Genomic DNA, 22,750 nt, shown 5'->3' with positions numbered 1-22,750 from the left:
CAAGCTTTTGCTTGGCTGTTTGCGTTTTATTGCTTATGCTAAACCCATACAAGAAAAAAGCCTTTGGATTCGAGCATGCGCAAATTAAAATTTATGGCGAATTGTGAAAATAAACAAGAGTTACAAGATTGCACCTTGGCACAGAATTATGTGGCGAATTTACTTTCACAAAACTTATCTCACTATGGCTTTCAAACCGTAGCACTGAGTGGTGCACAAGTCGCTGTAAGCGTAGATCAACATGCGCTGCCTTTGGCGGTAAACTGTCAAAGCCGTGGTCAAGATGGACATCTTGTATGTGAAATTACTTCATACCCCAATGAGGAACAAGACTGGTTAGAACGGATTACCGAGCAAAGTTTATTAAATCAATTGGCGCAAGCCGTAGAAAATACCTTGAAAGAAGATCAATCTTTTAGTGAATTTGAGTGGAAAGCTTAAACAAAGCTGGAAAGACATTAGATGTTTAAAATTTATACCTGATTTTTAAATGAAATGTCATCTAACTGCCACATAGTGACAGTAAATTGTGCAGCAAGAAAAATACAACATAACGACCTGATTTTAACCCGCTTAATTTGGGAGAGTTAAGTGGGTTTTTATTGCCTAGAGAAAAGTTGCAAGTACAATAAAAATACGTTTGACTAATCAGAACCATTCAATGTTTTTTAAGCATGTGCTGAAATAAAAGCACCTCAGCATCCATGTTGGATTGATTTAAGAGATCATCGGCAGGAAACACAACGCAACGTGTTTTTCCGATAGGGTGAAACAAAAACATGCATTGGAGTTTGTTGAAAGCTGCTGCTATAGTGAGCGCAGTATTTTTTATTTAGGTGGTTTATGCTCGCTTTAATTTCTCCAGCCAAGACTTTAGATTACGAAACTGCATTACCAAGCGATGAATATACTCAACCTAGATTACTAGAACATTCACAAGAGTTAATTGATGTGGCGCGTAAACTTTCTGCCACTGAAATTGCCAACTTAATGAGCGTGAGTGAAAAAATAGCCAATTTAAATGTCGAGCGTTTTCGTGACTGGCAAGTAGAATTTGATCTTGCTAATGCACGTCAGGCCATGTTTGCCTTTAAAGGTGATGTGTATACAGGCTTAGATGCTTATAGTTTGTCTGCTGCAGATATTGAATTTGCTCAACAACATTTGCGTATGCTTTCTGGTTTATATGGCTTATTGCGTCCTTTAGATTTAATGATGCCGTATCGTTTGGAAATGGGCACTAAGTTGCATAATGCGCGCGGTGAAAATTTGTATCGTTTTTGGGGCGATATCATCACCAATTTAATTAACCAAGATTTAAAACACAACCAGTCGGCATTATTGGTCAATCTGGCTTCCGATGAATATTATAAGTCGGTGCAGGAAGCAAAAATTCAGGCTGAAATTATTAAACCTGTGTTTTTAGATCAGAAAAATGGCAAGTATAAAGTCATCAGTTTTTATGCTAAAAAAGCCCGTGGTTTGATGGCGCGTTTCATCATCGAAAATAAATTGGAACGTGCAGAAGACTTAAAAGCCTTCAATAGTGAGGGTTATTATTTCGATGCAGATAGTTCTTTACAAGGCGAATTGGTCTTTAAACGTGACGAGCAAGTCGCCTAAAGTTGCTTTAATCGTGTAATCTCCCATCATGCTAACGAATGGCAGGTGGGAGAGACTGACCAATTTCCTGTTTGTATTCTTAAAGCTGTTTAAAGGCTTCAATGGCACGTAAACGACTGAGTTTTAAATCCACAATTGGGTGGGGATAATCCAGTTTTAGATGTGGATGTTTCGCATACGGTTCATGAATGTTTTTGGCATCTAAATGTGCCAGTTCAGGTAGCCAACTGCGAATATAATCCCCATTGGGATCAAACTTTTGCGATTGGCTCACGGGGTTGAAAATCCGAAAATAGGGCACTGCATCTGTGCCAGTCGAGGCACACCATTGCCAGCCACCGTTATTGGCAGCCAAATCACCATCAATTAAATGTTGCATAAACCACTGTTCGCCCAAGCGCCAATCAATCAACAAGTTTTTGCACAGAAACATTGCACAAATCATTCTGACCCGATTATGCATCCAGCCCGTTTGTAAGAGTTGTTGCATGCCCGCATCCACAATGGGAATGCCTGTTTTCCCGTGTTGCCATGCCGCTAAACCTGCAGGATCATTGCGCCACGCTACTTGTGCGGTCTGATCTTTAAAAGGGCTGTGCTTTGAAACTTTGGGATAGTCAAACAAAATATGTTGATAAAATTCACGCCAAAGTAATTCATCTAACCAAGTTTGTTGCCCTATGTTTACAAGATGGAAATGCCCTTGTGAATGGACAAAAACTGCTGCAAGACATTGCCGAATGGAGAGTATGCCACAGTTTAAATACGCAGATAATTGGCTAGTACCAGACAGCGCAGGAAAGTCACGCTGTTGCTGATAATCATGCATTTGCTCGCGTGTAAAATCATCCAATAATTGCTGTGCATGTTGTTCCGTGACTGCCCATAAATCTTGTTGTGTGGTTGGAAGCGGATTAAAACCTAAGTGCTTTAAGCTAGGTACTGTGGAGAGATATTGCTCGGGAAGTTGAATAGAGGTTTGTGGTTGTGGCAGAGGAAAGCAGCGCGGAATACTGATACTCAACTGTTGATAGGCATACTTTTTAAATGCGCTAAATACCTGATAAGGTTTCATACTTTGATTGCGCACCGTACCCACAGGAAAAAGCGTGCGGTCATGGTACAAAATTAAGTCCTGACCATGTTGGTTCAAGGTGTGTTGAACATCCAGATCACGTTTCAGTTCATTTACTCCCAATTCAATATTGGCATAAATATTTTGAATTGGATGCGTGTCCTTTAATGTTTGACACAGTAGGAGCAACTTTTGTGCAATGTCAGCCCAAGATGGTGTAATTTGAATAATCAGTGGGATATTGAGTTCTGCAAGTTCTTCTTTTAGCGCATTTAATTGACGCAAGTAAAAGTCAATTTTAATGGGTGCATCTTGATGCATACGATATTGCTGAGGCGAAAGAATCACCACGCCAATACAAGGTCCTGCTTGGCTGGCATGCCAAAGCGCGGTGTGATCTGAAATTCTTAAATCTTGTCGGAACCAAACTAAATTATAGCTTTGCATGGGAAGAATGCTTGCGTTGATCGCTGGAAAAGTGACTTCATTATAAGCATGGCTGAGTAGCTTGTCTTAAATGTGAGGGGGTTATTTGATCAAGAAAACGACAATGCACTGCGTTGATTCTTCCTGTAAGGATCTTTCCGCAATAGCCTGCCTGTAAAGATATTTCAATAATGTGCTTATCCTGGATTTTAGAATGGCAAACAAAAAAAGGCAAAGTAAAAATACTTTGCCTTTTGCTTCGATCAATACTGATCTTAGTGGTGATGACCACCCGCACCGTGTACGTGACCGTGATCTAATTCTTCTTGAGAAGCTTCACGGATTTCAACGATTTCAACTTCAAACGTTAAATCTTGACCAGCAAGTGGGAAGTTTGCATCAACAATTACGTTGTCGCCTTCAACTGCTTTTACAGTTACGATTTGAACGCCATCATCAGTTTGCGCTTGGAACTGCATACCCGCTTGGATGTTGTCTACACCTTGAAACATTTGTGTAGGAACCTCTTGTACTAAGTCAGGGTTATATTCGCCATAACCTTCAGCTGCAGGTACGTTTACAGTAAATTTTTCGCCTACTGTTTTACCTTCTAACGCTTTTTCTAAACCAGGGATGATGTTACCTGCACCATGCAAATAGGCAAGTGGTTCACCTTGAGATTTGTCGAGAGTTTCACCCTCTGCGTTAGTCAATGTGTAGTGGAAAGAAACCACGAGGTCATTTGCAATAGCAGTCATGTTATTGATCCATTCAATTTTTAAGGGTACATCATAAAGTGAAACGTGGAATTTGTTATAGACATTTCTGCAAATTCTTCACTTTTCCGAGTTTTTTATGACATTTTTTAGTTAATCGGGGCAATTTTTATAATTTCAATGCAAATTTATGCGTCATACCTATAAATTTGCGGATTTTATTGCAGACTCATTTTAAGCCCTTTGTATGATGTGCATATGACAATAAAAAAGATGGGACATTGCCCATCTTGGTGATATTTAAATCTTGAGGATTCTCGGCTTCTAACCGAGTGACGCTTGCTCATCTTCTAGGGGGTGATAGCTAAAAAAATTAAACAAACTGCCAAACCACATCATGATTCTTTCAAAAATATTGGCTTCAACAATATTGACATGTTCTTCAATCGCAAAGCTATTAATCAATTGATTATTTTGATAAACGTGTACGGTTGCCAGTTTCATGACTTGTGCCAATGGTGCGGTCAGTAACTTTTCAGACAACTCAACATTGACATGCGTTTGTGTACGCTGCGCAGGTTCAAGCGTTTCTAATCTACCTTGTGCATTTGCAAGTTGTAAACGTTGGGTGTTTTGATCAAACTGTGACAAGTTAATAGCATGTGGCTGTTCATACAGCGATGTCGTTACAAACTTTGGCTGGCTGCTTTCAATCTTAAACATACGTAAGGTTGATTTCACCACAGGTAATTCTGCAATCATTTGTTTGGGTTTAATCGCGACTTCATTACGAGTATAGCTATAGGCTAAATTTAATAATTTATGTGCCACTTCAGCGCGTTTTTGCGCACTCTTGGTTCCCATCACCACTACCACCAAACGACGTTCAGGTGAATCACTGTCCAATGCTGGGCGGTTTGCGGTTAAAGCAAGGTTATATCCCGCTGCTTTGGTGTAGCCTGTTTTTAATCCATCTACACTTGGGTCTTGTTTTAATAAAATATTGGTCGCACGGTGAAAGTGCTGATTGTAGGTAAAACTGGTCTGTTTTGAATAAGCCAAATAATCGGGTGTTTCAGTCACTATCGCTTGTGCCAAACGTGCCATATCTGCCGCAGAAGAATAATGATTTGGCATGGTCACGCCAGATGGATTCTGAAAATGTGTATCTTGCATGCCCAAAGCTTGTGCTTCTTGATTCATTCGGGCAATAAATTGCGGTACACCACCTGCAACACGTTCACCTAAAGTGAGTGCAGCATCGTTAGCAGACATAATAATTAAGCCTGCCAATAATTGATCTACCGAAATCTGCTCACCTGCTTTTAGATACATTTGTGATTCATCCCACATCACTTGCTGCACCACAGGTGTTGCGGTCAAAATTTCATGTCGGTCTAATTTACCTGCCTGAATATCTTTCAGCACAATATAAGCCACCATCATTTTAGTGAGTGAAGCAGGTGCACGTTGTACGTGACTATTGTGCTCTGCAATCACTTGCCCAGATTGTGGGTCTAAAATTGCCCATGCTTCGGCTTCGACACTTTCAGCTTGAATATTCAATAATGCGGCATGCGTGATTGCGCTGCATAGCCAGCAGAGTGCCGCAATCAGATAGATAACACGTTTCAAAGAAGTTCCTTATTTACACCAATCCATTGGTGTCACAATGGTTTTAAGCAGCAAAAACAATGTCAATTGACTAGGGAATGCTATGCCTTTTTTGTTCAGATGGCTAGCCATAAATGCAGACAAATCTCGTCTTGACGCATCAATTGCTAAAAAAATGTTAAGCTTGTTGCCAAGTTCTTATTTATACATTTTGTATTGCCCATTATGTTGCATTATCAAATCGAATTTGACGATTATCGTCAGCATCTTATTCATGTCACCGTGCGTTTTTTGGCTAATCCTAATCAGGTTTTATCGCTACCCACTTGGATTCCAGGCAGCTATTTGATTCGTGAATTTTCCAAACATCTTGAGTCTGTATGTGCTTACGATGAAGCGGGGCGTATTCTCAAAATTCAGAAATTTGCAAAGAATAAATGGCGCTTATTTAATACCGATCATGAATTGATTACGGTGGAATATGATGTCTATGCTTATGATTTGTCGGTGCGTGGCGCTTATGTCGATCAAACGCGTTTATATGTCAATCCAGCTTGTGCCTGCTTGGGCTTAGATGGTCAAGAAGATAAAGCCATCGAAGTTGAATTATTTTTACCAGATGAGCTGAAGCATTTTCAGCTTGCGACAGGTTTGGCTGCAAAAAGTTTGGTAAAAGGGCGTTATACCTTAAAAGCTAAAAACTATGCAGAATTGATTGATGCACCGTTTGAATTGGCAGAACAAACCCGTTTTAGTTTTACCGTGGCTGATATTCCACATGAATTTGTGGTTTCGGGTAAACATGCAATGAATGCTGCACGTATGCAGCAAGATATTGAAAAAATTTGTGCCACACAAATTGCCATGTTTGGTTCTGCGCCATTTGCAAACTATACCTTTATGACCATGGCAACAGGCAATAGTTATGGCGGTTTAGAGCATCCAAACAGTACTAGTTTAATTACACCGCGTGATGATTTGCCGAAAGCCAACGAGCCTGAACAACCCTCTAAAGATTATCAGCGTTTTTTAGGTCTGTGTAGCCATGAGTATTTTCATAGTTGGTTGGTGAAATTCATTCGTCCTGAAAGCTTTGTCAATTATGACCTGAATCAGGAAGGTTATACATCACTGTTGTGGATTTTTGAAGGCTTTACTTCTTATTACGATGATCTGTTATTGCTGCGCAGCGGTGTGATTGATCAGGCGGCTTATTTGGAGCTGCTTAAAGCACAAATTGATCGTTATTTACAAAACCCAGGGCGTGCGATTCAAACTGTGGCAGAATCAAGTTTTGATGCATGGGTGAAGTTCTATCGTCAGGATGAAAACTCGAACCATGCAGGAACCAGCTACTATAACAAAGGCTGTTTGGTTGCTTTGTGCTTAGATTTGGGCTTGCGTTTACGTGGTTCAAGTTTAGATGCCTTAATGCAAAAGCTATATGCCAATGCACAACAGGGCATTCAAGTGCATGAACGCACCATCTTTGAATTATGCAAAGAATTGACAGGAGATGATTGGTCAGAGCAAATCCACCATTTAATTAACACCACTGATGAATTACCGCTCGATCAGTTATTGCCTGAATTTGGTATTCAGTATCAGCTTAAGCAGGACAAATCTTTGCCATTTGGTCTGAAACTGACAGATAAACCTGAAGGGGTGTTGGTCCAAGCTGCGCGTCGTGAAGGTACTGCTGCAAAAGCAGGGCTTTCTGCACATGATGTGATTGTTGCGATAGATGGTTTAAAAGCTACGACAAAGTCACTTGAGCAATATGCTAAACAAGATGCAGCTTATACTGTTCATGCTTTCCGTCGTGATGAGTTGATGACTTTTGAAGTGAAAGCTGCGCAGACCGAATTACATGAAGTTGAATTAAAACTGCAAGATCAGGCGAAAGTGGAATTGTGGTTGAAAGGTTGATTTGAAGTTTATTTTAAAGTTCTGCTATAAAAAATGGATGCTTTGGCATCCATTTTTTGTGTTGAGCAATTGCGGCATTCAATCATTAACGCGCCCGACGTCCACGACTTTTGGTATTTGGGCGCGTTGTACCATTGGTCTTACGACGTGGTTTTTCACCTTCTTCCATTTGCCAAATACGTGGTGTACCAGATTTTTTCTTAGGCGTACCATCTTTATTTTTCTTCTGATGCATTGGCTTCCCGCCCTTACCACCTGGTTTTTTCACATAAGAACGCGAGCGATATGGTTCTGCTGCAGGGACATCTTTAAAGTCAGGATACAGCAACGGTTCAATTTCTTTGGTTTCGCCGGGTTGCAAGCCAAGTTGTACCAAGTCGATTGAACCAATTTTAGTACGAATCAAACGTAAGGTTGGAAAACCAACAGCAGCAGTCATGCGACGTACCTGACGGTTGCGTCCTTCGCAAATTGATATTTCAACCCAAGAGGTTGGTACAGAAGCACGGAAGCGTACAGGTGGATCACGCTCCCATAACCATTCTGGTTCATCTACTTTGTGTGCTTGTGCAGGTAAGGTCATACCATCTTTAAGCTCTACACCTTTGCGTAGTTGTACCAAGGCTTCTTCTGTGACATCACCTTCGACTTGTACCAAGTAGGTTTTGTATTTTTTATTGGCAGGGTTGGTAATAAACTGATTTAAGCCGCCATGATCGGTTAGGAATACCAAGCCTTCCGAATCCATATCTAAACGCCCAGCTAAACGTAAGTCTGGATCATCAACAAAAGCAGACATGGTAAGATGTTTTTCATCTTCACGGAATTGGGAGAGAACGTCATATGGCTTGTTCAGGATGACGATTTTCATAAGAAATGCTTCTTTAAATTCAACAAATTGGAGATAAAGTGAGTTGTATAAAATGAGGAAAATATTATTTCCAAATTAAAACTCAAATAAAGTGGGTTTGGATGTCGCTATTATGCGATAAGAACAACAGAAAGTATTGCATATTGGCAATTATTTTTAGTGTGTGCATTTAAAATTACAGAAACAGGCTAGGCATCTATATAGTGTATAAAATTAAGATAAAACTGATATGAATAAAAATTAGGATGTTATGCAACAAGGTCGTTGGTGCTTAAAACTCTCACTTATCTTCTCAATGATGGCTTTGCTCAGTGCATGTCAGCCACCTGTGTCTGGGGAATCTGCGGGAATTCAAACCCCATATTTATCCTGGAAATTGCAACAAACTGAACTGGCAGCGACTCCACTACAAATTCCCGTGAAAGGTGTAAATATAGGTCAAATACAAGATACATGGGGTGCAGCCCGCAGTGAAGGCCGTAAGCATCAGGGGACTGATATTTTTGCAGCGCGTGGTACAGACGTCATTGCTGCAACAGATGGTATTGTGCATAAAATTGGTTTAGACGGTTTGGGTGGCAAAGTCATTTGGATTACAGGGCCTGGATTAAGCCAACATTATTATGCGCACCTTGATGATTATGCCGAACACATTCAAGCGGGAGATTGGGTGCAAGCTGGTGAAGTTATTGGTTTTGTTGGCACAACAGGCAATGCCCAAAACACACCACCACATTTGCATTATGGCATTTATCTACGAGGGCAAGGGGCTTTGAATCCTTATCCATATTTACTAGCAAGTTCACGCTAATCTCAGCTCAAATATTTTAATAAATATCAAAAATTTCTAGCATTTTTGTTTTAAGCCTATTTATATTAGGTAGACGTCATTATTTTTAGGACAAACCGTTTAAGCATGAAAATCTATCAAGTCGATGCTTTTAGCCAAGAACTGTTTAAAGGCAATCCTGCCGCCGTGCTTGTTAGCAAAACATGGTTAGCTGATGATTTAATGCAAAATATCGCATTGGAAAATAATCTGTCAGAAACCGCATTTGTGAAAATGTTGGATGCTGAAAATTTTGAAATCCGCTGGTTTACGCCCACAACAGAAGTCGATTTTTGTGGACATGCGACACTTGCCAGCAGCTTTGTTTTATTTAAGGATTTTACCGAGGCAAAGACAATTCAATTTCATGTGAAAAATTTGGGGATTTTTACAGTTCAGCAACAGCAAGATGGCAAAATTTGCATGAATTTCCCGATTCGTGCTGCCCAGGAAGTTGAAGATTATCCCGATATTTTACGACAAGCTTTGACTAAACCATTTAAAAACGTCTATATCAATGCGCAAGCTTATATTGTGGAATATGAATCGGTACAAGATGTGCTGAATGAACAGCCGAATCTTGAATTATTAAAACAATTAGGACAATTGCGTACAGCTATTACAGCACAGTCGAGTGTTGATGTATCAATTACTGCCTCTGCAAATACACCGTATGACTGCGTATCGCGTTATTTCGCTCCTGCTATGGGCATTGCAGAAGATCCTGTTACAGGGTCAATTCACACTGCAATTGCACCGCTTTGGGCAGAAAAATTGCAGCAAACCGAACTTGTGGCATATCAGGCCTCAGCACGTGGTGGGGTGTTGTATTGCCGTATGCTAGACCATGAGCGCATTGAAATCTCAGGTTATGCCCAGTTATATCTACAGGGTGAAATTATGCTTTAAGTCAAATTTGGCAGTGCATTGGTTGTTTGATTTAAATCCTGAATTTTGCAAATTTTTACTGTTCAAAGAAGTACATCTTGTTAAGCTGTTTTGGCAAAAATGCGTGATGACTGTGCGCTGTAGCAGTCAAAAATAAAATGAAATTTATCGGAAAAATAATGTTGCTACGTTTGAAAACCTTAAGCTTGTCTTTATGTGTGTTGGCATTCAACGGTGTGGTTTTTGCCCAGCCTGTTTTAGTTAAATCAAAACAAGATCTACAAGAATATCAACTAGATAATGGTTTGCGTGTCATTCTTGCACCTAATCAAAAAGAAAACAAAGTCTTTATGAATATGGTGTATTTGACAGGATCACTCAATGACCCACAAGGCAAAGGTGGTTTAGCACATTTATTAGAACACTTGGCGTTTAAAGGTACAAAAAATGTGCCTGCAGAGGAATTTCAGCGCCGTCTAGATCAACACAGCTTAATGCACAATGCCAGTACGGATTATTATTCGACTAAATATACCAATATCGTTCGTCCTGAAACACGCGCAGTCAATGAAATGATTTATCTTGAAGCGGAGCGCATGGATAAATTGGTTATGCAGGAAAAATATGTGCCTGCCGAAATTGAGATTGTAAAGCGTGAACGCGAAGTGCGTATGGATCAGCCATTTTCAGTCTTATTAGATCAGGTGTGGAAAACGGCCTATGGCAATCAGTATTTTGGACGTTTACCCATTGGCGATTTAAACGAACTGCAATCCATTAAAATGCAGGAGTTAAATCAATTTTATCGGACTTGGTATGCACCGAATAATGCTATTTTGGTGATGACAGGTAAGTTTGATCAAGCCGCTGTGCTCAAGCAAATTGATCAGCATTTTAGTCCAATTACAGCACGGCAAATTCCCAAACAAGTACAAGTGCCACGATTAGACAGTAATAAAATTCAGCAACGAAATTTCGTGGTACAAAAGGGCAGTCAACTGGCCAAATTTAATCTGTATTTAAATGGTAAGGATGAAAAGATAAAAACTGCTTTGGCACTGTCACCTTATTTACATACGTTGCAACCGAGTGGGCATTTGTATCAAGCACTGGTAGAAACAGGCAAAAGTACCATGGTGCAGTCCAGCACTTGGTTAGATCAAGATTTTAATTTGGTGCTAATGGGTGCTTTGTATGCACCGAATCATGATGCTAAGCAAGTACAAGCTGGCTTGAATCAAAGTATCGAGCAGGCAAAGAACTTTAATGATGCCGAGTTACAACGTGTGAAAAACTTGATTCAAAATCAGGCAGACAGTGTGATGAATGATGCGGTGGCTTTGGGTGGTCGCTTGAGTGATTATGCAGTGGCGTACCAGGGCGACTGGACACAATACTGGCAAGATTTACAAGATATTCAACAGTTAAATGTAGATACGCTCAATCAGCGTTTAAAAAAATTTTTTACTGCAGAACATCGCATAATAGGGGATATTCGGCCTACACCTGAAGATCAGAAACAGGCAATTATAGAAAAAAATAATTCAAATACAGCAAAAACTTTAGACCAGCAAGATGTACCTGTTGCACCGTTGAAAGATGTGCAAAGTTATCAGCAAGAAGTGACAGACTATGTGCAAAAATCTAAACAAGCTTTGATTCAAAATGAAAAAAAGATTCAGCGTGGCAGCTTAAAAAATGGTGCCAAGTATGCATTATTTCCAACTGCAACGCGGGATGATAAAACTTATGCCACTATTTCAGTGAATTTTGGTACGGCACAATCATTATTTAAACAGGGTGAGATTCTGGATTTAACTGCGTATTTGTTGCTGCGTGCATCTCAAGAGCATAGCTTGCAAGACATTGCCGATCAGTCAATTGCAGCAGGTGGTTCAGCTTTTGCACAAGCCGATGCCAATACGATTCATATTCAGATTGTGGCAAAAAAAGAAAAGTTTGAGACGTTTTTTAACTTTATTTTAGATGTCATGCAAAACCCAAGCTTTGAGCAAAGTCAGTTTGATTTAATTCGTTCTCAAAGTTTATCCAGTTTAGAGCGACCTTATACCGAGCCTGAAACTGTGGCAGCTTTGACTATGGCGCGTTTAATTGAAATTTATCCGCAGGGCGATTTACGCTATCACTTTGAGCCTGAATTCGCGAAGCAACAACTGAAAGCTGCAACCCAAGCGCAGGTGCAGCAGTTATATCGTCAATTTTTTGCCATGAATCATGCACATATTGCTATTACAGGTGAATTTGATCCGAAACAAATTAAAAAAATTTTAGTTCAGCGTTTAGGGCAATCACGTAACACGGAAGCGTATCAACGCTTAGATTCAACCTATACAGCATATCCTGCAAAAAAGCTGCATGTATTGTCAGAACAGCGTGAGTTTGGCAGTTATCAAAGTTTATTGACCTTACCTTTAGGCGTGAATCATCCTGATACACCTGCCATGATGGTGCTGAGTTATATTTTGGGCGAATCGCAATTGTCTTCACGTTTGGCGCAAGAATTACGTGAAAAAAATGCATTGGTTTATGGTTTTAGTAGTGGTTTGAGTTTAAGTGAATTTGAAGAGTCGGGTGCACTCAGTATTTCTGCACAATACAGTGCAGGCAAGTCGACTCAAGTGTCACAGGCGGTGCATAAAGTGTTCCAGGATTTGCAACGTGATGGTGTCAGTTTGCAAGAAGTTGAAGCTGCAAAAGCTGATATTTTGAAAAAACGTGTGACTGCTTTGGAAGATGAACGCACTATCCACCGTATGTTGGTGCCACAATTAGAACAAGGTCGTGATTTGCGCTATCGTGAACGGCGTGATCAAGCGTTGGCAAAGCTCACTAAAGCCGATGTAGATGCTGTGATTCAGAAATATTTACGCTTAGAACATTTGCTTGAAGTCGCCGCCGATCAGTATGGACAAGCCAATCTTGAAGTGCTTCCGTTAAAGCCGTATTCTAAATAAAGATTTAATTTTCGCAGATAGAAAAATGCATCTATTTCGATGCGTTTTTTTTGTAAGTTTTCTATCCATGCTCAACTGGCTAAAGCTTTAAAAGCGATAAAACTGTTTGGCATTATGATGAAATACTTGCTGCAAAGCATTTGGATGATAAGCCGCAACAATATCACTGGTCGCATCAATTAAATTGACCAAAGAGGTATTCACCCGATCCATTGGGAAATTTGAGGCAAGCATCAACCGATATATTCCAAAGCTTTGTAAGGCATGCTGAATCAGTGGTGCAGTTAAATCTATAATTTCCTGTTTCGAGGCTTCACGTTTTTGCAGGTGAAATTGATGACCTAAAACAGGCATAAATAAGCCAGAAATTTTGCTGTAAACATTTGGGCAGTGTGCCAACTCGGCAATATCTTCTTGCCAACGAAATAGAATATTTTCTCGTGCTGTTTTGGTCACGCCTGTATGTGTGCCAACTTGCCCGAACAGTCCTGCGGGTGTGCCCAAATGGTCAAGCACAATAGAAGTTTCTCGAAATTGTTTGGCCAATGCCAAGACATCACCCAATTGGGTCGAATACGTCCATGCATCAAAACTTAAATTATATTGCGCTAAAGCTTCAAAACCTTTTAGAAACTTTTTGTTCCGATATAAGTGTGGTTCGTCTGCCCAAGCAAAAATCCCGTGATCTTCATGCACGGCTGCCATTTTACGAATTCCGCGAAAATGCGGAGAAGCTTTGTGATGTCATTTGAGAATTTTCTTAAAATTAGAATCGCGCGGGTCTGCAGTGGCGACAATCGCGCCCAAAGCCAAACCATTATTTTTAAAATCCAGACTTTCTATAAATTCGGTTTCACCAACTACGCCTTTGCCTTTATGGTCGTGCCAATTGAAAAATAGCCGCAACAAAAAAGCCCCGTAGGGCTTTGTTTATATTAAAAATTAATGATCGTGTGAGTGGTCGTGATCATGTTTATGAGTATGGAATTCTTCGTTGTGGCGGAAGCGCAAATAGTTTTCAAACTGTTCACAATATTCATCATAGTTATCTTCAAGCATCATTTGAAATTGTTGCAAGATATATGACATGACTTGGTCTTTGGCATCGCGCATTTCATTGCCATCTTTAAAATTATTGGCTGCCACCCAAGTATTAAAACGCGCAGTAGCAAATAACATGGCAGCACTCACCTGACCACGAATTTCGGCAGGTTTTACTGTCGAGCCTTTTTCAAAATGACAGAAGCCATTGGCCTGTTTAATAAATTCATCGGCACGTTCAAAAAAAGCCGCATTTAATGCTTCTTCTTCGGTTACATCGGTTGCTTCAATCTTTTGAACCATGAATTTTTCCTAAGCTAAAAATCTGAGTGTTTCATTATAGGCAAAGCCTTGCAGAAACAAAACCTTTGCCTTAATCTAAAAATAGCCTAAGCAAAATTGGAGTGGTTGATGCAAGATGCAATTGCAGTACAAAGTTTAAAAAGTGACATAGCTTTATTACGTCAAAATATTTGGCCACCCGTGCAACTTGCCCATGTTGAAGGCTTGCCTATTTACTATGGTACACGGTCAGAAGTAGCAGAATATTATAAGCAATGGACAGGGCTGATTGAACGTGCGCAGGATTTATTTCAACCCTTTATGCAAGATGAAGTGATTGATGCGGTGCATTTACCCAGTCATTTGAACTTGCCCTTATTTTATTTTCATGTCGATCGGATTCGAGTGAATAAAACTCGCGCCAAAGAATCGAAAACTTTTCGGGGAATTGCTAGCCTGATCGAAAAATGCGGGCAATTTGCACCGCAGGAAATTGAGCTTATGCAACGTTGGTTAGACAGCGATGACAGTGCAGCACTGGTGGCACATCGTGAGTTTATTGATTTGCGTACTTACGTGTTTCAACATGGACAAAGTGATTACACGCGCACCCGTTTTTATGTGAATGGTATTGTGCTAAGTGTCGAATCACATTTTGAACTGGTCGATGCCCGCGATAAGCCACGTAAGCAGCGCAGTGACAGTTATCAAGATCCTTTGGCGGATAACCAAACATGGAAAGTATTTGGTAAATATCGTTAATCTTTTAGAAATTCTGGAATTTGCAGATTAAATATAAAAAATAAGCTCAACATGAAATGAATTTATGTTGAGCTTAAATGTGATCATGGATTGATGATCAAACTTCAACTAGGACCAAAAAGGCTGACTTTCAGCAAACTGCTGTAAATCCTGTTCAATCTGTATGGAAATATGATGCTCTTCAGACGCAATCCACCCCAATACAAACCATGTTTTCGGTTCCGTTTGAACATGGCTTTCATATAGACCTTGTGCCACCATCAAATCATTAAAATGTCCTAAAGTTTCCTGTAATGGTTTTAGGGTTTTTAAATATGTTTTGACATCATCTTCTGCAAATAAATTGCTCACAAATTCCACGGTATAGCGTAAGCGTTTCACACGCTTACGTGTGCGGTGTTTAGAGTCCACATCTAACGTTTGGAAATAACCTGCATCATCACAAATTTGTTGATGCATTTTCTGCAAGCGGTTACGTAATACTTTTTTCAATGGTTTTGATTCTGCATCTGCAACCGCCACAGAATGCGCAAAACTCATGAGTTGTAACAGTAATAAGGTGGTGGTTGGTGAACGGAAAATTGCATCAATCGCAATATTTTCAGATGCTGCAGGTGGTAGTTCGGTAATAGGTGAGCCTGCGTTTTCAAGTTGAGGAATCAGACTTTCACGCAAAGCATCTTGATCGCGGGTCGAACTTAACTGCTGAAAGAGGGTAGCCAATTGACTTTCCCAATTGTTATTTGCCAATGCATCATATTCAGCAAAGATTTTTAAGGCACTTCGTAAACGTCGAATTGCAACACGCGCTTGATGCACATGCCCACTAGCATAATCTTGACTGGCAATCGCAGTTGCATTTGGCAGCAAGTGTGCCAAACAATTCTGGGTAATTTGCGTCAACAACTCATGCATATTTTCGGGGTGTTGCAATGGCAAGGCACTTTGTTGTTGAACAGGAATCATGGTTTCATTGTTATACAGCATATTGCCACGCTGCGATTTACTGCGTGTGTCAAGCCATAAATGATATTTTTTAATCCACGGCTGAATATAGGCAATTAAATCTGTAATTTCACCTTGTTTCAGTTCAAACTCAACTTCGTAAATTTCAACCGAATTTTTGCCTTGTCGAATTTCACCTAAATCAAAAGCAACTTCAATTTGGCTGTTTTTATAATGTGCCAATTGGCTGTAGCGTAAAACATCAGTTTCAAACTGCAGAGTTAAGTCGACTTCTGAACCACCCAAGGCCTTTTTTAAAATCTTCCGAGCTTGTTTATGATTTTCATAACATGCCAAATCACACAATTCAGGTGCATCATGTCCTAATTCATGCTCAAGTTCAAAGCGTTCATAATGTTGTGGACTAGGTGCTTTTAATGTTTGTCGCCAAATATCGCCCTCTAAACGCTGACGCAGTGCAATGCGTTGCCTGGCTAAGTGCTGGTCAGGACTATCATAATATTTAGCCCATAACCGTTGTTGTTGAACCAGTTTGTTCTTTTTAAATGCTTTTTCGAATGCCGCACGATAGTTGTGTGGAATTTGAAATTTTAACTCTATTTCAGACATCGGGAATTCCCTCGATGAAACAAGACAAGTTCTCTTTACTATAGTGTAAATCTATAAATGAACAAGAGGGGAAACTGTGAACAAAAGCTTGAAAAAGAAAATAATTTGTATTTAGTTTTTAAGATAAAGCAGCCGAATGAATATTCACAAGGCTGCCGTTGTATTGCAGTATTTTTAGCGGTTGTTGTGAGGATATTAAGGGAGCTTATTTTAAGAATTTACGGCTCACCATAAATTGTTCAGTCGCTTCTAATAAACGTTGTGCATACACTTCCTGTTTTGCGGTTAGCCAGCCCAAAACAAACCAGTCGCTCGTTTCCAATTCAGTTTGTTGAATATATGCTGCAGAAGATGCCAATATTTGATATTCCTGAGCTGCAAGCTGGGCATCATTCAAAGCTTTACTATATTTCTGCAAATTTTTTACATCATAAATATGCGTCAAAATGGGGAAGCTGAACTTAAGCTCCTGAATACGCAAAGCCAGTTGATCTAAGCTTTCAAAATCGTGAATATCACTGTGCTGTAATTGTTCATGCAACTGCTTATATTGCTGTTGCAACGTGTTTTGTGCAGCAGTTTTTAAGTCTAAACCCGAGTGATCGCTCGCGGCTAAACTAAACATCAATAATTCTAAATAGTGATGCACATTTTGCGTGGAACGGACTAAATTGACCAATTTTTCTTGGGCGTACAAGGTATCTTTTTTTAGGTTTTCTGCAGTCGTCGGGTTCTGTAAAAACGCGCCGAGTGTGGCTTGCATGTGTTCTAAATCCTGCAAGTGATCAAAATGTTGTTTAAATGCTGCAATTTGCATTGCCCATTTATCGCCTAAATGCTTCGACCAATCTTTAAATAAGGACAATGTTAGTTGTAAATGCTGCAATGCGAGTTGCGCCTGATCAATATGACTTTGCTCGGCAACTTGAGCAGAAATTGCAGCAATATTGGGCAATAAATGCTGTAATTGTTGTGCAATTAACAGACGTAAATTTTGGTCTGCATGGTCTTTTTTACTGAATTGAAATTCTTTGCTCTGAGCCGCAGGGCTGACTTTTTGCTGCACAGAAAGCAAATGTCCAATTTCTGCTTTATTGCGTACATCTAACCATAAATGAAATTTTTTCACCCACTCAAAACTAAATGCTAGCAATTGCTGAATAGAACCTTGTTTCAGTTCAAACTCAACCTCATGTACTTCAACTTCTGCATCTGCGCTACGAATGTGACCAATATCTAAACTGATTTCAATGTCAGTATCTTCAACGGTCATTAGTCGTGAAGTACGTTGAATATCGGTTTCAAATTGTAGTTGCAACTGATCCCAATTTTGTCCCAAAGCATGATTCAGCAATTGTTGTGCTTCGGGAATGCTTTGATAAATTTGCAGATCAAGTTGTGGTGAAGTATCAGTAGTTTCAATTGCTGCAAGCGGATGATTATGTTCAAAACTATGAAAATGACTTTGACCTGCCGCTTTTAAAGTTTGTACCCATTGCTCGCCTTCTAAACGCAGTCTTAATGCCATGCCATGATGCGCCAAACTGTGCGTAGATGTATCAAAATAGCGTGCTTTTAAAGGAATTAGGGTCGATTTTTTCGGGTCTAAAGTTTTGAGTAGTGCAGTGCGACGTGCCACTGGAATTTGAAATTTTAATTCAACTTCGACCATGAAAAATATCCTGAACGTAAAGCATGTTGCGCCAAAGCAGCGGCAAACAAATTGGTATTATAAATGTGTGAAAATTGCAGAACGAAGGTTTTGCAAAAGTGCGTTTGATTGTAACCAAAATAAGCCAAGATGTAAGACTTAACCTTGGGTTTTTAATGTTTGGTTTTTAATTTTGCTTGGTTTAAAGTGTTGAGAACATCAAAAATAATTCAAATCTATAACCATCAGGAGGATGAACATGAATGCAGCATTAAACCCCGAATTTGAGCCAACCCCAGAGCGCAAGTTTGAATTGCCAATTCAGGATTATTCAACATTTTACCGTTTTTATTTAACTGAACACCGCAACATTATGAGTCGTCGTTTGCACGTTGTTGGCAGCAGTATCGGTTTATATTGTGTGAGCAAAGCCATACGCCAGAAAAAAGCCAAATATGTACTCTATGGTTTGCTAGCAGGCTATGCCTGTGCATGGGTCGGGCACTTTGTTTTTGAAAAAAATAAACCTGCCAGTTTTAAACAGCCTATATATAGTTTTATTTCAGATTGGCGGATGTTTGCCGATGTTTTACGTGGTCATTTAAGTTTGCAAGATCGCGTTAAAGATAAAATTCCAAGTTGAATTGAGTGCTTAGTTATACCGTTTAGCCAAAAACTAAACGATATGTGATTATTTTCATAAAAAATGTACAAATAAAACTAATTTTTTGTTGAAATGATAGAGTGAATATTCTAATAATGTGTCATCAAATTTATTGATAAAAGTTTGTGACTTTCCAAGCCTAGAGTGACCTTTCTCTAGGCTTTTTTTATGCGAAAAATTTATATTCAGAATCGCGCTAAATCAGAAGTCATTCATCTTTAAGCAAGGATATAGAGCAAGCAGGTTACTGATAGAGCGGCATGAAAAAATAATAGACACTTGATCATTTGTCGCACCCCCACATGCGCTCTGGCACAAATGATCATGTGTCTAAATGGGTGCCTAAATATGTCGTTATTCGCTGTAGTCACCCATATGGATTTTAAGATCCATATCTTATTGAACTGGTTACAGTTCTTGTTTTGCGCAGTTCAATTAAAGCTAAATCTAGCTTAGAACGCTATCACTAGAATTTGGTATTTTTAACTTTTTGACTTAATAAAACCCAAACAAAATAGAAGCTTATAGAGCCTATAAAAAAAACTTGCTGAGCCTGAGGTTCTGACGTATGTCGCCTGAATATGTAATAATGCAGACCTTGTATTATTTGTGGCTGAGATTATGCGCGGTTTATATCTGATTACCAATGATGATCCTATCGAACTGCTTTTGGCAAAACTAGAAGGGGCGATGGCAACTTATGAAGTCGCGGTGTTGCAATATCGTCGTAAAAATGTGCCTCAAACTCAGCAGGCATACGAAATTGAATATATGAAATCGATGTGTGATCAATACAAAGTGCCATTTGTGATTAATGATGATCTTGAAACTGCAGTGAAATATGGTGTTGGTGTACATTTGGGTCAAGAGGATGGCTCTATTGTTGAAGCGGTTGCACGCTTACCACAAGATGTATTGATTGGTCGTAGTTGCAATAACTCGATTGAATTGGCAGAACAAGCTATTGCCGATGGCGCAAACTACGTGGCTTTTGGTGCAGTCTATGCAACTGAGACTAAACCTGAGGCAAGTAGACTCACATTAGACACGCTCACACAAGCGAAGCAACAACTCAATGTCCCAATTTGTGCAATTGGTGGTTTAACTGTTGAAAACAGTCAGCCCGTCATTGATGCAGGTGCAGATTTATGTGCAGTGATTAGTGATATATTAGGACGTCCGATGCATACTGTTGCACAGCGTGTTTATGATTGGTCTGTACTTTTCCAAGCAGAAGCTTAAAGCAGACAGCTAATTTTATTTTATTTTTTGAGTTGAGTGCCTTCATGAGCTTATCTCCAAAGCAAGAACAATTGTTTAAACAAGCCAATAAGCATATTCCAGGTGGGGTTAATTCACCTGTACGCGCATTTAACGGGGTAGGCGGTACCCCTGTATTTATAGAAAAAGCCAAAGGTGCTTATTTGTACGATGTCGATGGCAAACGCTATGTCGACTATGTAGGTTCTTGGGGACCAATGATTTTAGGTCATGCCCATCCTGCTATCATTCAGGCGGTGCAGGCTGCTGCTGAAGATGGTTTGAGTTTTGGTGCGCCAACTGTGCATGAAACGACGTTGGCCGATATTATTTGCGAAATTATGCCTTCAATTGAATTGGTTCGTATGACTAACTCAGGTACAGAAGCCACCATGACTGCAATTCGTTTGGCGCGTGGTTATACAGGTCGTGACAAAATCGTCAAATTTGAAGGCTGCTATCATGGACACTCAGATTCGCTGTTGGTGAAAGCAGGCTCAGGACTTTTAACCAGTGGCGAAGGTGAAGCAACTTCTGCGGGTGTTCCTGCCGATTTTGCTAAACATACATTGACTTTACCGTATAACGATATCGCCACCTTAAAAGAATGTTTTGCAAAGTTTGGTGCTGAAATTGCAGGTGTGATTGTTGAACCTGTTGCGGGCAACATGAACTTGGTTAAACCGATTGATGGTTTTCTACAAGCGATTCGTGATGTGTGTGATGAACACGGTTCAGTCTTTATTATTGATGAAGTAATGACTGGTTTCCGTGTTGGTTTGGGCGGTGCTCAGGCGCATTATAATGTTAAACCAGACTTGACCACACTTGGTAAGATTATTGGTGCAGGGCTACCAGTGGGCGCTTTCGGTGGTAAACGCGAAATCATGCAATGTATTGCGCCATTGGGTAAAGTGTATCAAGCAGGGACTTTGTCAGGTAACCCGTTAGCGATGCGTGCGGGCATTGAAATGTTTAAACATTTACGTGCTGAAGGTTTTTATGAAAACTTAACCGCACAACTGAAAAAATTGTTAACAGGTTTGCAAGTTGCAGCAGATGAAGCAGGTATTCCATTCAAGACGCAACAAGTCGGTGCGATGTTTGGTTTGTACTTTACAGACCAAGATGACATCACCAGTTTTGATTCTATGCTGAAATGCGATGTTGATGCTTTCCGTAAATTCTTCCATGGGATGTTGCAACGTGGTGTGAACTTGGCACCATCTGCTTTTGAGGCGGGCTTTATTTCATCTGCACATAGTGATGAAGATATTGCTTTCACTATTCAAGCAGCGAAAGAAACCTTTGCTGAAATGAAAGCGTAATTTGACCTCTCCTTAACACCGTCCTAAAAGGCATAGGTATCTAAACAATGCCTATGCTTTAGGTTAAATTGAAGAGCATGCTCTTCAATTTAATATCAAAGGCTTAGATAAAAATCTTGTCAAACGCTACAATTTCCACGTCAAACTAAATATGAATCCTATTACTTCATTTACGCCCGCCATCAAATATATTGCTTCAGAACGGCTTTGTTGTACAAATACCTAGCACTATGATTTGAATCTGCGTTTTATTATATTTATTTTTATCAAAATTTTAATAAACCTTTTAAAATCATTATCTTGAAAAATATTTGTGTAACAAAGCCCCACGCTGTAAAAACACATTTCTAAAAATTCTCTGATTTAAAATTCAGCAGATTAGTTGTTTCAGCAAAGCAAATTGGAAAATTCATCTGGAATTCGCAAATTTTGCATTGTAATTCTGTGTCAGGCTTTTTATTATTGCCGCCTTATTTTCACGATCAAGCCTGGAATTGAAATTGAGTAATTTTCTAAGCGAACACCTGATTCATCGTGACGATGAGTTTATGGTAATCCATAAACCCGCTGGCATACTCACCGTTCCAGGTAAAACAGCAGATTTGCAAGATTGTGTGATCAGTCGTTTGGTTGAAATTGAACCGCGCACTTTGCTGATTCATCGTTTAGATCGTGACACTTCGGGTATTTTGGTATTTGCACTCACGAAATGGGCGCAAAAACAAATTTCGCGTCAGTTTCAAGAACGCCAAACCGACAAAACCTATCAGGCATTGGTGGCAGGGCAACTGCAAGGTGAAGGCACTGTAGATGTGCCTGTGGTCTATGATCCTGCACATCCTCCATTACACATTGCCGATGCAACCCATAACAAACCTGCATTAACGCATTGGCGCGCATTGGAACAGTTTGAATTGCAGGGGCAAATCGTGACTCGTGTGCAACTGAACCCGATTACAGGTCGTTCGCATCAACTGCGAGTGCACATGCAATATTTAGGTCATCCGATTATTGGCGATACCTTATATGCTACGCCAGAACAGCAACAGCTGATGCCACGTTTGTGTTTACATGCTGCCGAATTGAGTTTTCTACATCCACAAACTGAGCAACGTGTGCAGTTTGTTTGCCCAGTCCCATTTTAAGCTAAAAAGATTATGTAAAGCCTGTGCTTTAGGCTCTCTTTTTAGTGCGCTTTATGTCAAAATATATTGCTATACACCCTGAATTTTTGCTCAAAT

General features: G+C 39.9%; 18 protein-coding genes and 1 pseudogene. 11 read left to right on the top strand and 8 right to left on the bottom strand.

From position 1 onward, the window contains the following. The first annotated feature begins 75 nt into the window (after window positions 1–75). Both B2W49_RS04560 and yaaA read left to right on the top strand, forming a co-directional pair. Window positions 76–441 (top strand): hypothetical protein, encoded by a 366-nt coding sequence (locus tag B2W49_RS04560; RefSeq protein WP_291334968.1) that lies wholly within the window; start codon window positions 76–78, stop codon window positions 439–441. Window positions 442–843: 402 nt separating this feature from the next. Then, window positions 844–1,623: a peroxide stress protein YaaA gene (gene yaaA / locus B2W49_RS04555; RefSeq protein ID WP_291334966.1), complete on the top strand. Its 780-nt coding sequence runs from the start codon at window positions 844–846 to the stop codon at window positions 1,621–1,623. A gap of 79 nt (window positions 1,624–1,702) precedes the next feature. On the opposite strand, the gene B2W49_RS04550 is transcribed toward yaaA, so the two are convergent. From B2W49_RS04550 to B2W49_RS04540, 3 genes are all read right to left on the bottom strand, one after another. Further along, complete coding sequence (locus B2W49_RS04550) at window positions 1,703–3,145, bottom strand: cryptochrome/photolyase family protein (RefSeq protein WP_291334964.1); 1,443 nt, start codon at window positions 3,143–3,145, stop codon at window positions 1,703–1,705. Between the two features lie 254 nt (window positions 3,146–3,399). Continuing rightward, window positions 3,400–3,882: a peptidylprolyl isomerase gene (slyD, locus tag B2W49_RS04545; protein ID WP_291334962.1), complete on the bottom strand. Its 483-nt coding sequence runs from the start codon at window positions 3,880–3,882 to the stop codon at window positions 3,400–3,402. A gap of 282 nt (window positions 3,883–4,164) precedes the next feature. After that, window positions 4,165–5,475, bottom strand: a complete 1,311-nt coding sequence (locus B2W49_RS04540) for a D-alanyl-D-alanine carboxypeptidase PBP6B (protein ID WP_291334960.1) — start codon at window positions 5,473–5,475, stop codon at window positions 4,165–4,167. A 204-nt stretch (window positions 5,476–5,679) separates the two neighbouring features. Here B2W49_RS04540 and B2W49_RS04535 point away from each other — a divergent pair, with 204 nt between their 5' ends. After that, complete coding sequence (locus B2W49_RS04535; protein ID WP_291334958.1) at window positions 5,680–7,383, top strand: M61 family metallopeptidase; 1,704 nt, start codon at window positions 5,680–5,682, stop codon at window positions 7,381–7,383. An 85-nt stretch (window positions 7,384–7,468) separates the two neighbouring features. Here B2W49_RS04535 and B2W49_RS04530 read toward each other — a convergent pair whose 3' ends face one another. Then, window positions 7,469–8,254: an rRNA large subunit pseudouridine synthase E gene (locus B2W49_RS04530; protein ID WP_291334956.1), complete on the bottom strand. Its 786-nt coding sequence runs from the start codon at window positions 8,252–8,254 to the stop codon at window positions 7,469–7,471. Window positions 8,255–8,504: 250 nt separating this feature from the next. Here B2W49_RS04530 and B2W49_RS04525 point away from each other — a divergent pair, with 250 nt between their 5' ends. The 3 genes from B2W49_RS04525 to B2W49_RS04515 all read left to right on the top strand — a co-directional run bounded on the left by B2W49_RS04525 (window position 8,505) and on the right by B2W49_RS04515 (window position 12,946). After that, on the top strand, window positions 8,505–9,065 hold the full coding sequence (locus B2W49_RS04525) for a M23 family metallopeptidase (RefSeq protein WP_291334954.1): 561 nt from the start codon (window positions 8,505–8,507) through the stop codon (window positions 9,063–9,065). 105 nt (window positions 9,066–9,170) lie between these two features. Next, window positions 9,171–9,992: a PhzF family phenazine biosynthesis protein gene (locus tag B2W49_RS04520; RefSeq protein ID WP_291334952.1), complete on the top strand. Its 822-nt coding sequence runs from the start codon at window positions 9,171–9,173 to the stop codon at window positions 9,990–9,992. Between the two features lie 158 nt (window positions 9,993–10,150). Continuing rightward, window positions 10,151–12,946, top strand: coding sequence for a M16 family metallopeptidase (locus tag B2W49_RS04515; RefSeq protein ID WP_291334950.1), 2,796 nt, complete (start codon window positions 10,151–10,153; stop codon window positions 12,944–12,946). Between the two features lie 87 nt (window positions 12,947–13,033). On the opposite strand, the pseudogene B2W49_RS04510 reads toward B2W49_RS04515, so the two are convergent. Continuing rightward, window positions 13,034–13,837, bottom strand: a pseudogene (locus tag B2W49_RS04510) (amidohydrolase family protein); the annotation flags it as partial. Between the two features lie 51 nt (window positions 13,838–13,888). Further along, the gene (locus B2W49_RS04505) at window positions 13,889–14,290 is read right to left on the bottom strand and encodes a DUF3144 domain-containing protein (RefSeq protein ID WP_004973007.1); all 402 of its coding nucleotides are present in this window, start codon (window positions 14,288–14,290) and stop codon (window positions 13,889–13,891) included. Between the two features lie 108 nt (window positions 14,291–14,398). Here B2W49_RS04505 and B2W49_RS04500 point away from each other — a divergent pair, with 108 nt between their 5' ends. After that, window positions 14,399–15,031 carry a hypothetical protein gene (locus B2W49_RS04500; protein ID WP_291334946.1) on the top strand — a complete coding sequence of 211 codons (633 nt, stop codon included), beginning with the start codon at window positions 14,399–14,401 and terminating at the stop codon, window positions 15,029–15,031. A gap of 108 nt (window positions 15,032–15,139) precedes the next feature. Here B2W49_RS04500 and B2W49_RS04495 read toward each other — a convergent pair whose 3' ends face one another. Beyond that, window positions 15,140–16,606, bottom strand: coding sequence for a CYTH and CHAD domain-containing protein (locus B2W49_RS04495; protein ID WP_291334944.1), 1,467 nt, complete (start codon window positions 16,604–16,606; stop codon window positions 15,140–15,142). Window positions 16,607–16,811: 205 nt separating this feature from the next. After that, on the bottom strand, window positions 16,812–18,278 hold the full coding sequence (locus B2W49_RS04490; protein ID WP_291334942.1) for a CYTH domain-containing protein: 1,467 nt from the start codon (window positions 18,276–18,278) through the stop codon (window positions 16,812–16,814). Window positions 18,279–18,510: 232 nt separating this feature from the next. On the opposite strand from B2W49_RS04490, the gene B2W49_RS04485 reads away from it, so the two are divergent. The 4 genes from B2W49_RS04485 to B2W49_RS04470 all read left to right on the top strand — a co-directional run bounded on the left by B2W49_RS04485 (window position 18,511) and on the right by B2W49_RS04470 (window position 22,654). After that, entirely contained in the window at window positions 18,511–18,900 is a 390-nt protein-coding gene (locus B2W49_RS04485) for a DUF962 domain-containing protein (RefSeq protein ID WP_291334940.1), read from the top strand. Window positions 18,901–19,542: 642 nt separating this feature from the next. Beyond that, the gene (thiE, locus tag B2W49_RS04480) at window positions 19,543–20,163 is read left to right on the top strand and encodes a thiamine phosphate synthase (RefSeq protein WP_291334938.1); all 621 of its coding nucleotides are present in this window, start codon (window positions 19,543–19,545) and stop codon (window positions 20,161–20,163) included. A 44-nt stretch (window positions 20,164–20,207) separates the two neighbouring features. Then, window positions 20,208–21,509 carry a glutamate-1-semialdehyde 2,1-aminomutase gene (hemL, locus tag B2W49_RS04475; protein WP_291334936.1) on the top strand — a complete coding sequence of 434 codons (1,302 nt, stop codon included), beginning with the start codon at window positions 20,208–20,210 and terminating at the stop codon, window positions 21,507–21,509. 458 nt (window positions 21,510–21,967) lie between these two features. Beyond that, window positions 21,968–22,654, top strand: coding sequence for an RluA family pseudouridine synthase (locus tag B2W49_RS04470; RefSeq protein ID WP_414630580.1), 687 nt, complete (start codon window positions 21,968–21,970; stop codon window positions 22,652–22,654). The last annotated feature ends 96 nt before the right edge of the window (window positions 22,655–22,750 follow it).

The sequence above is a fragment of the Acinetobacter sp. UBA801 genome (assembly GCA_002296655.1).
GTDB lineage: Bacteria > Pseudomonadota > Gammaproteobacteria > Pseudomonadales > Moraxellaceae > Acinetobacter.
This window is presented reverse-complemented; position numbering and strand designations above follow the sequence as displayed.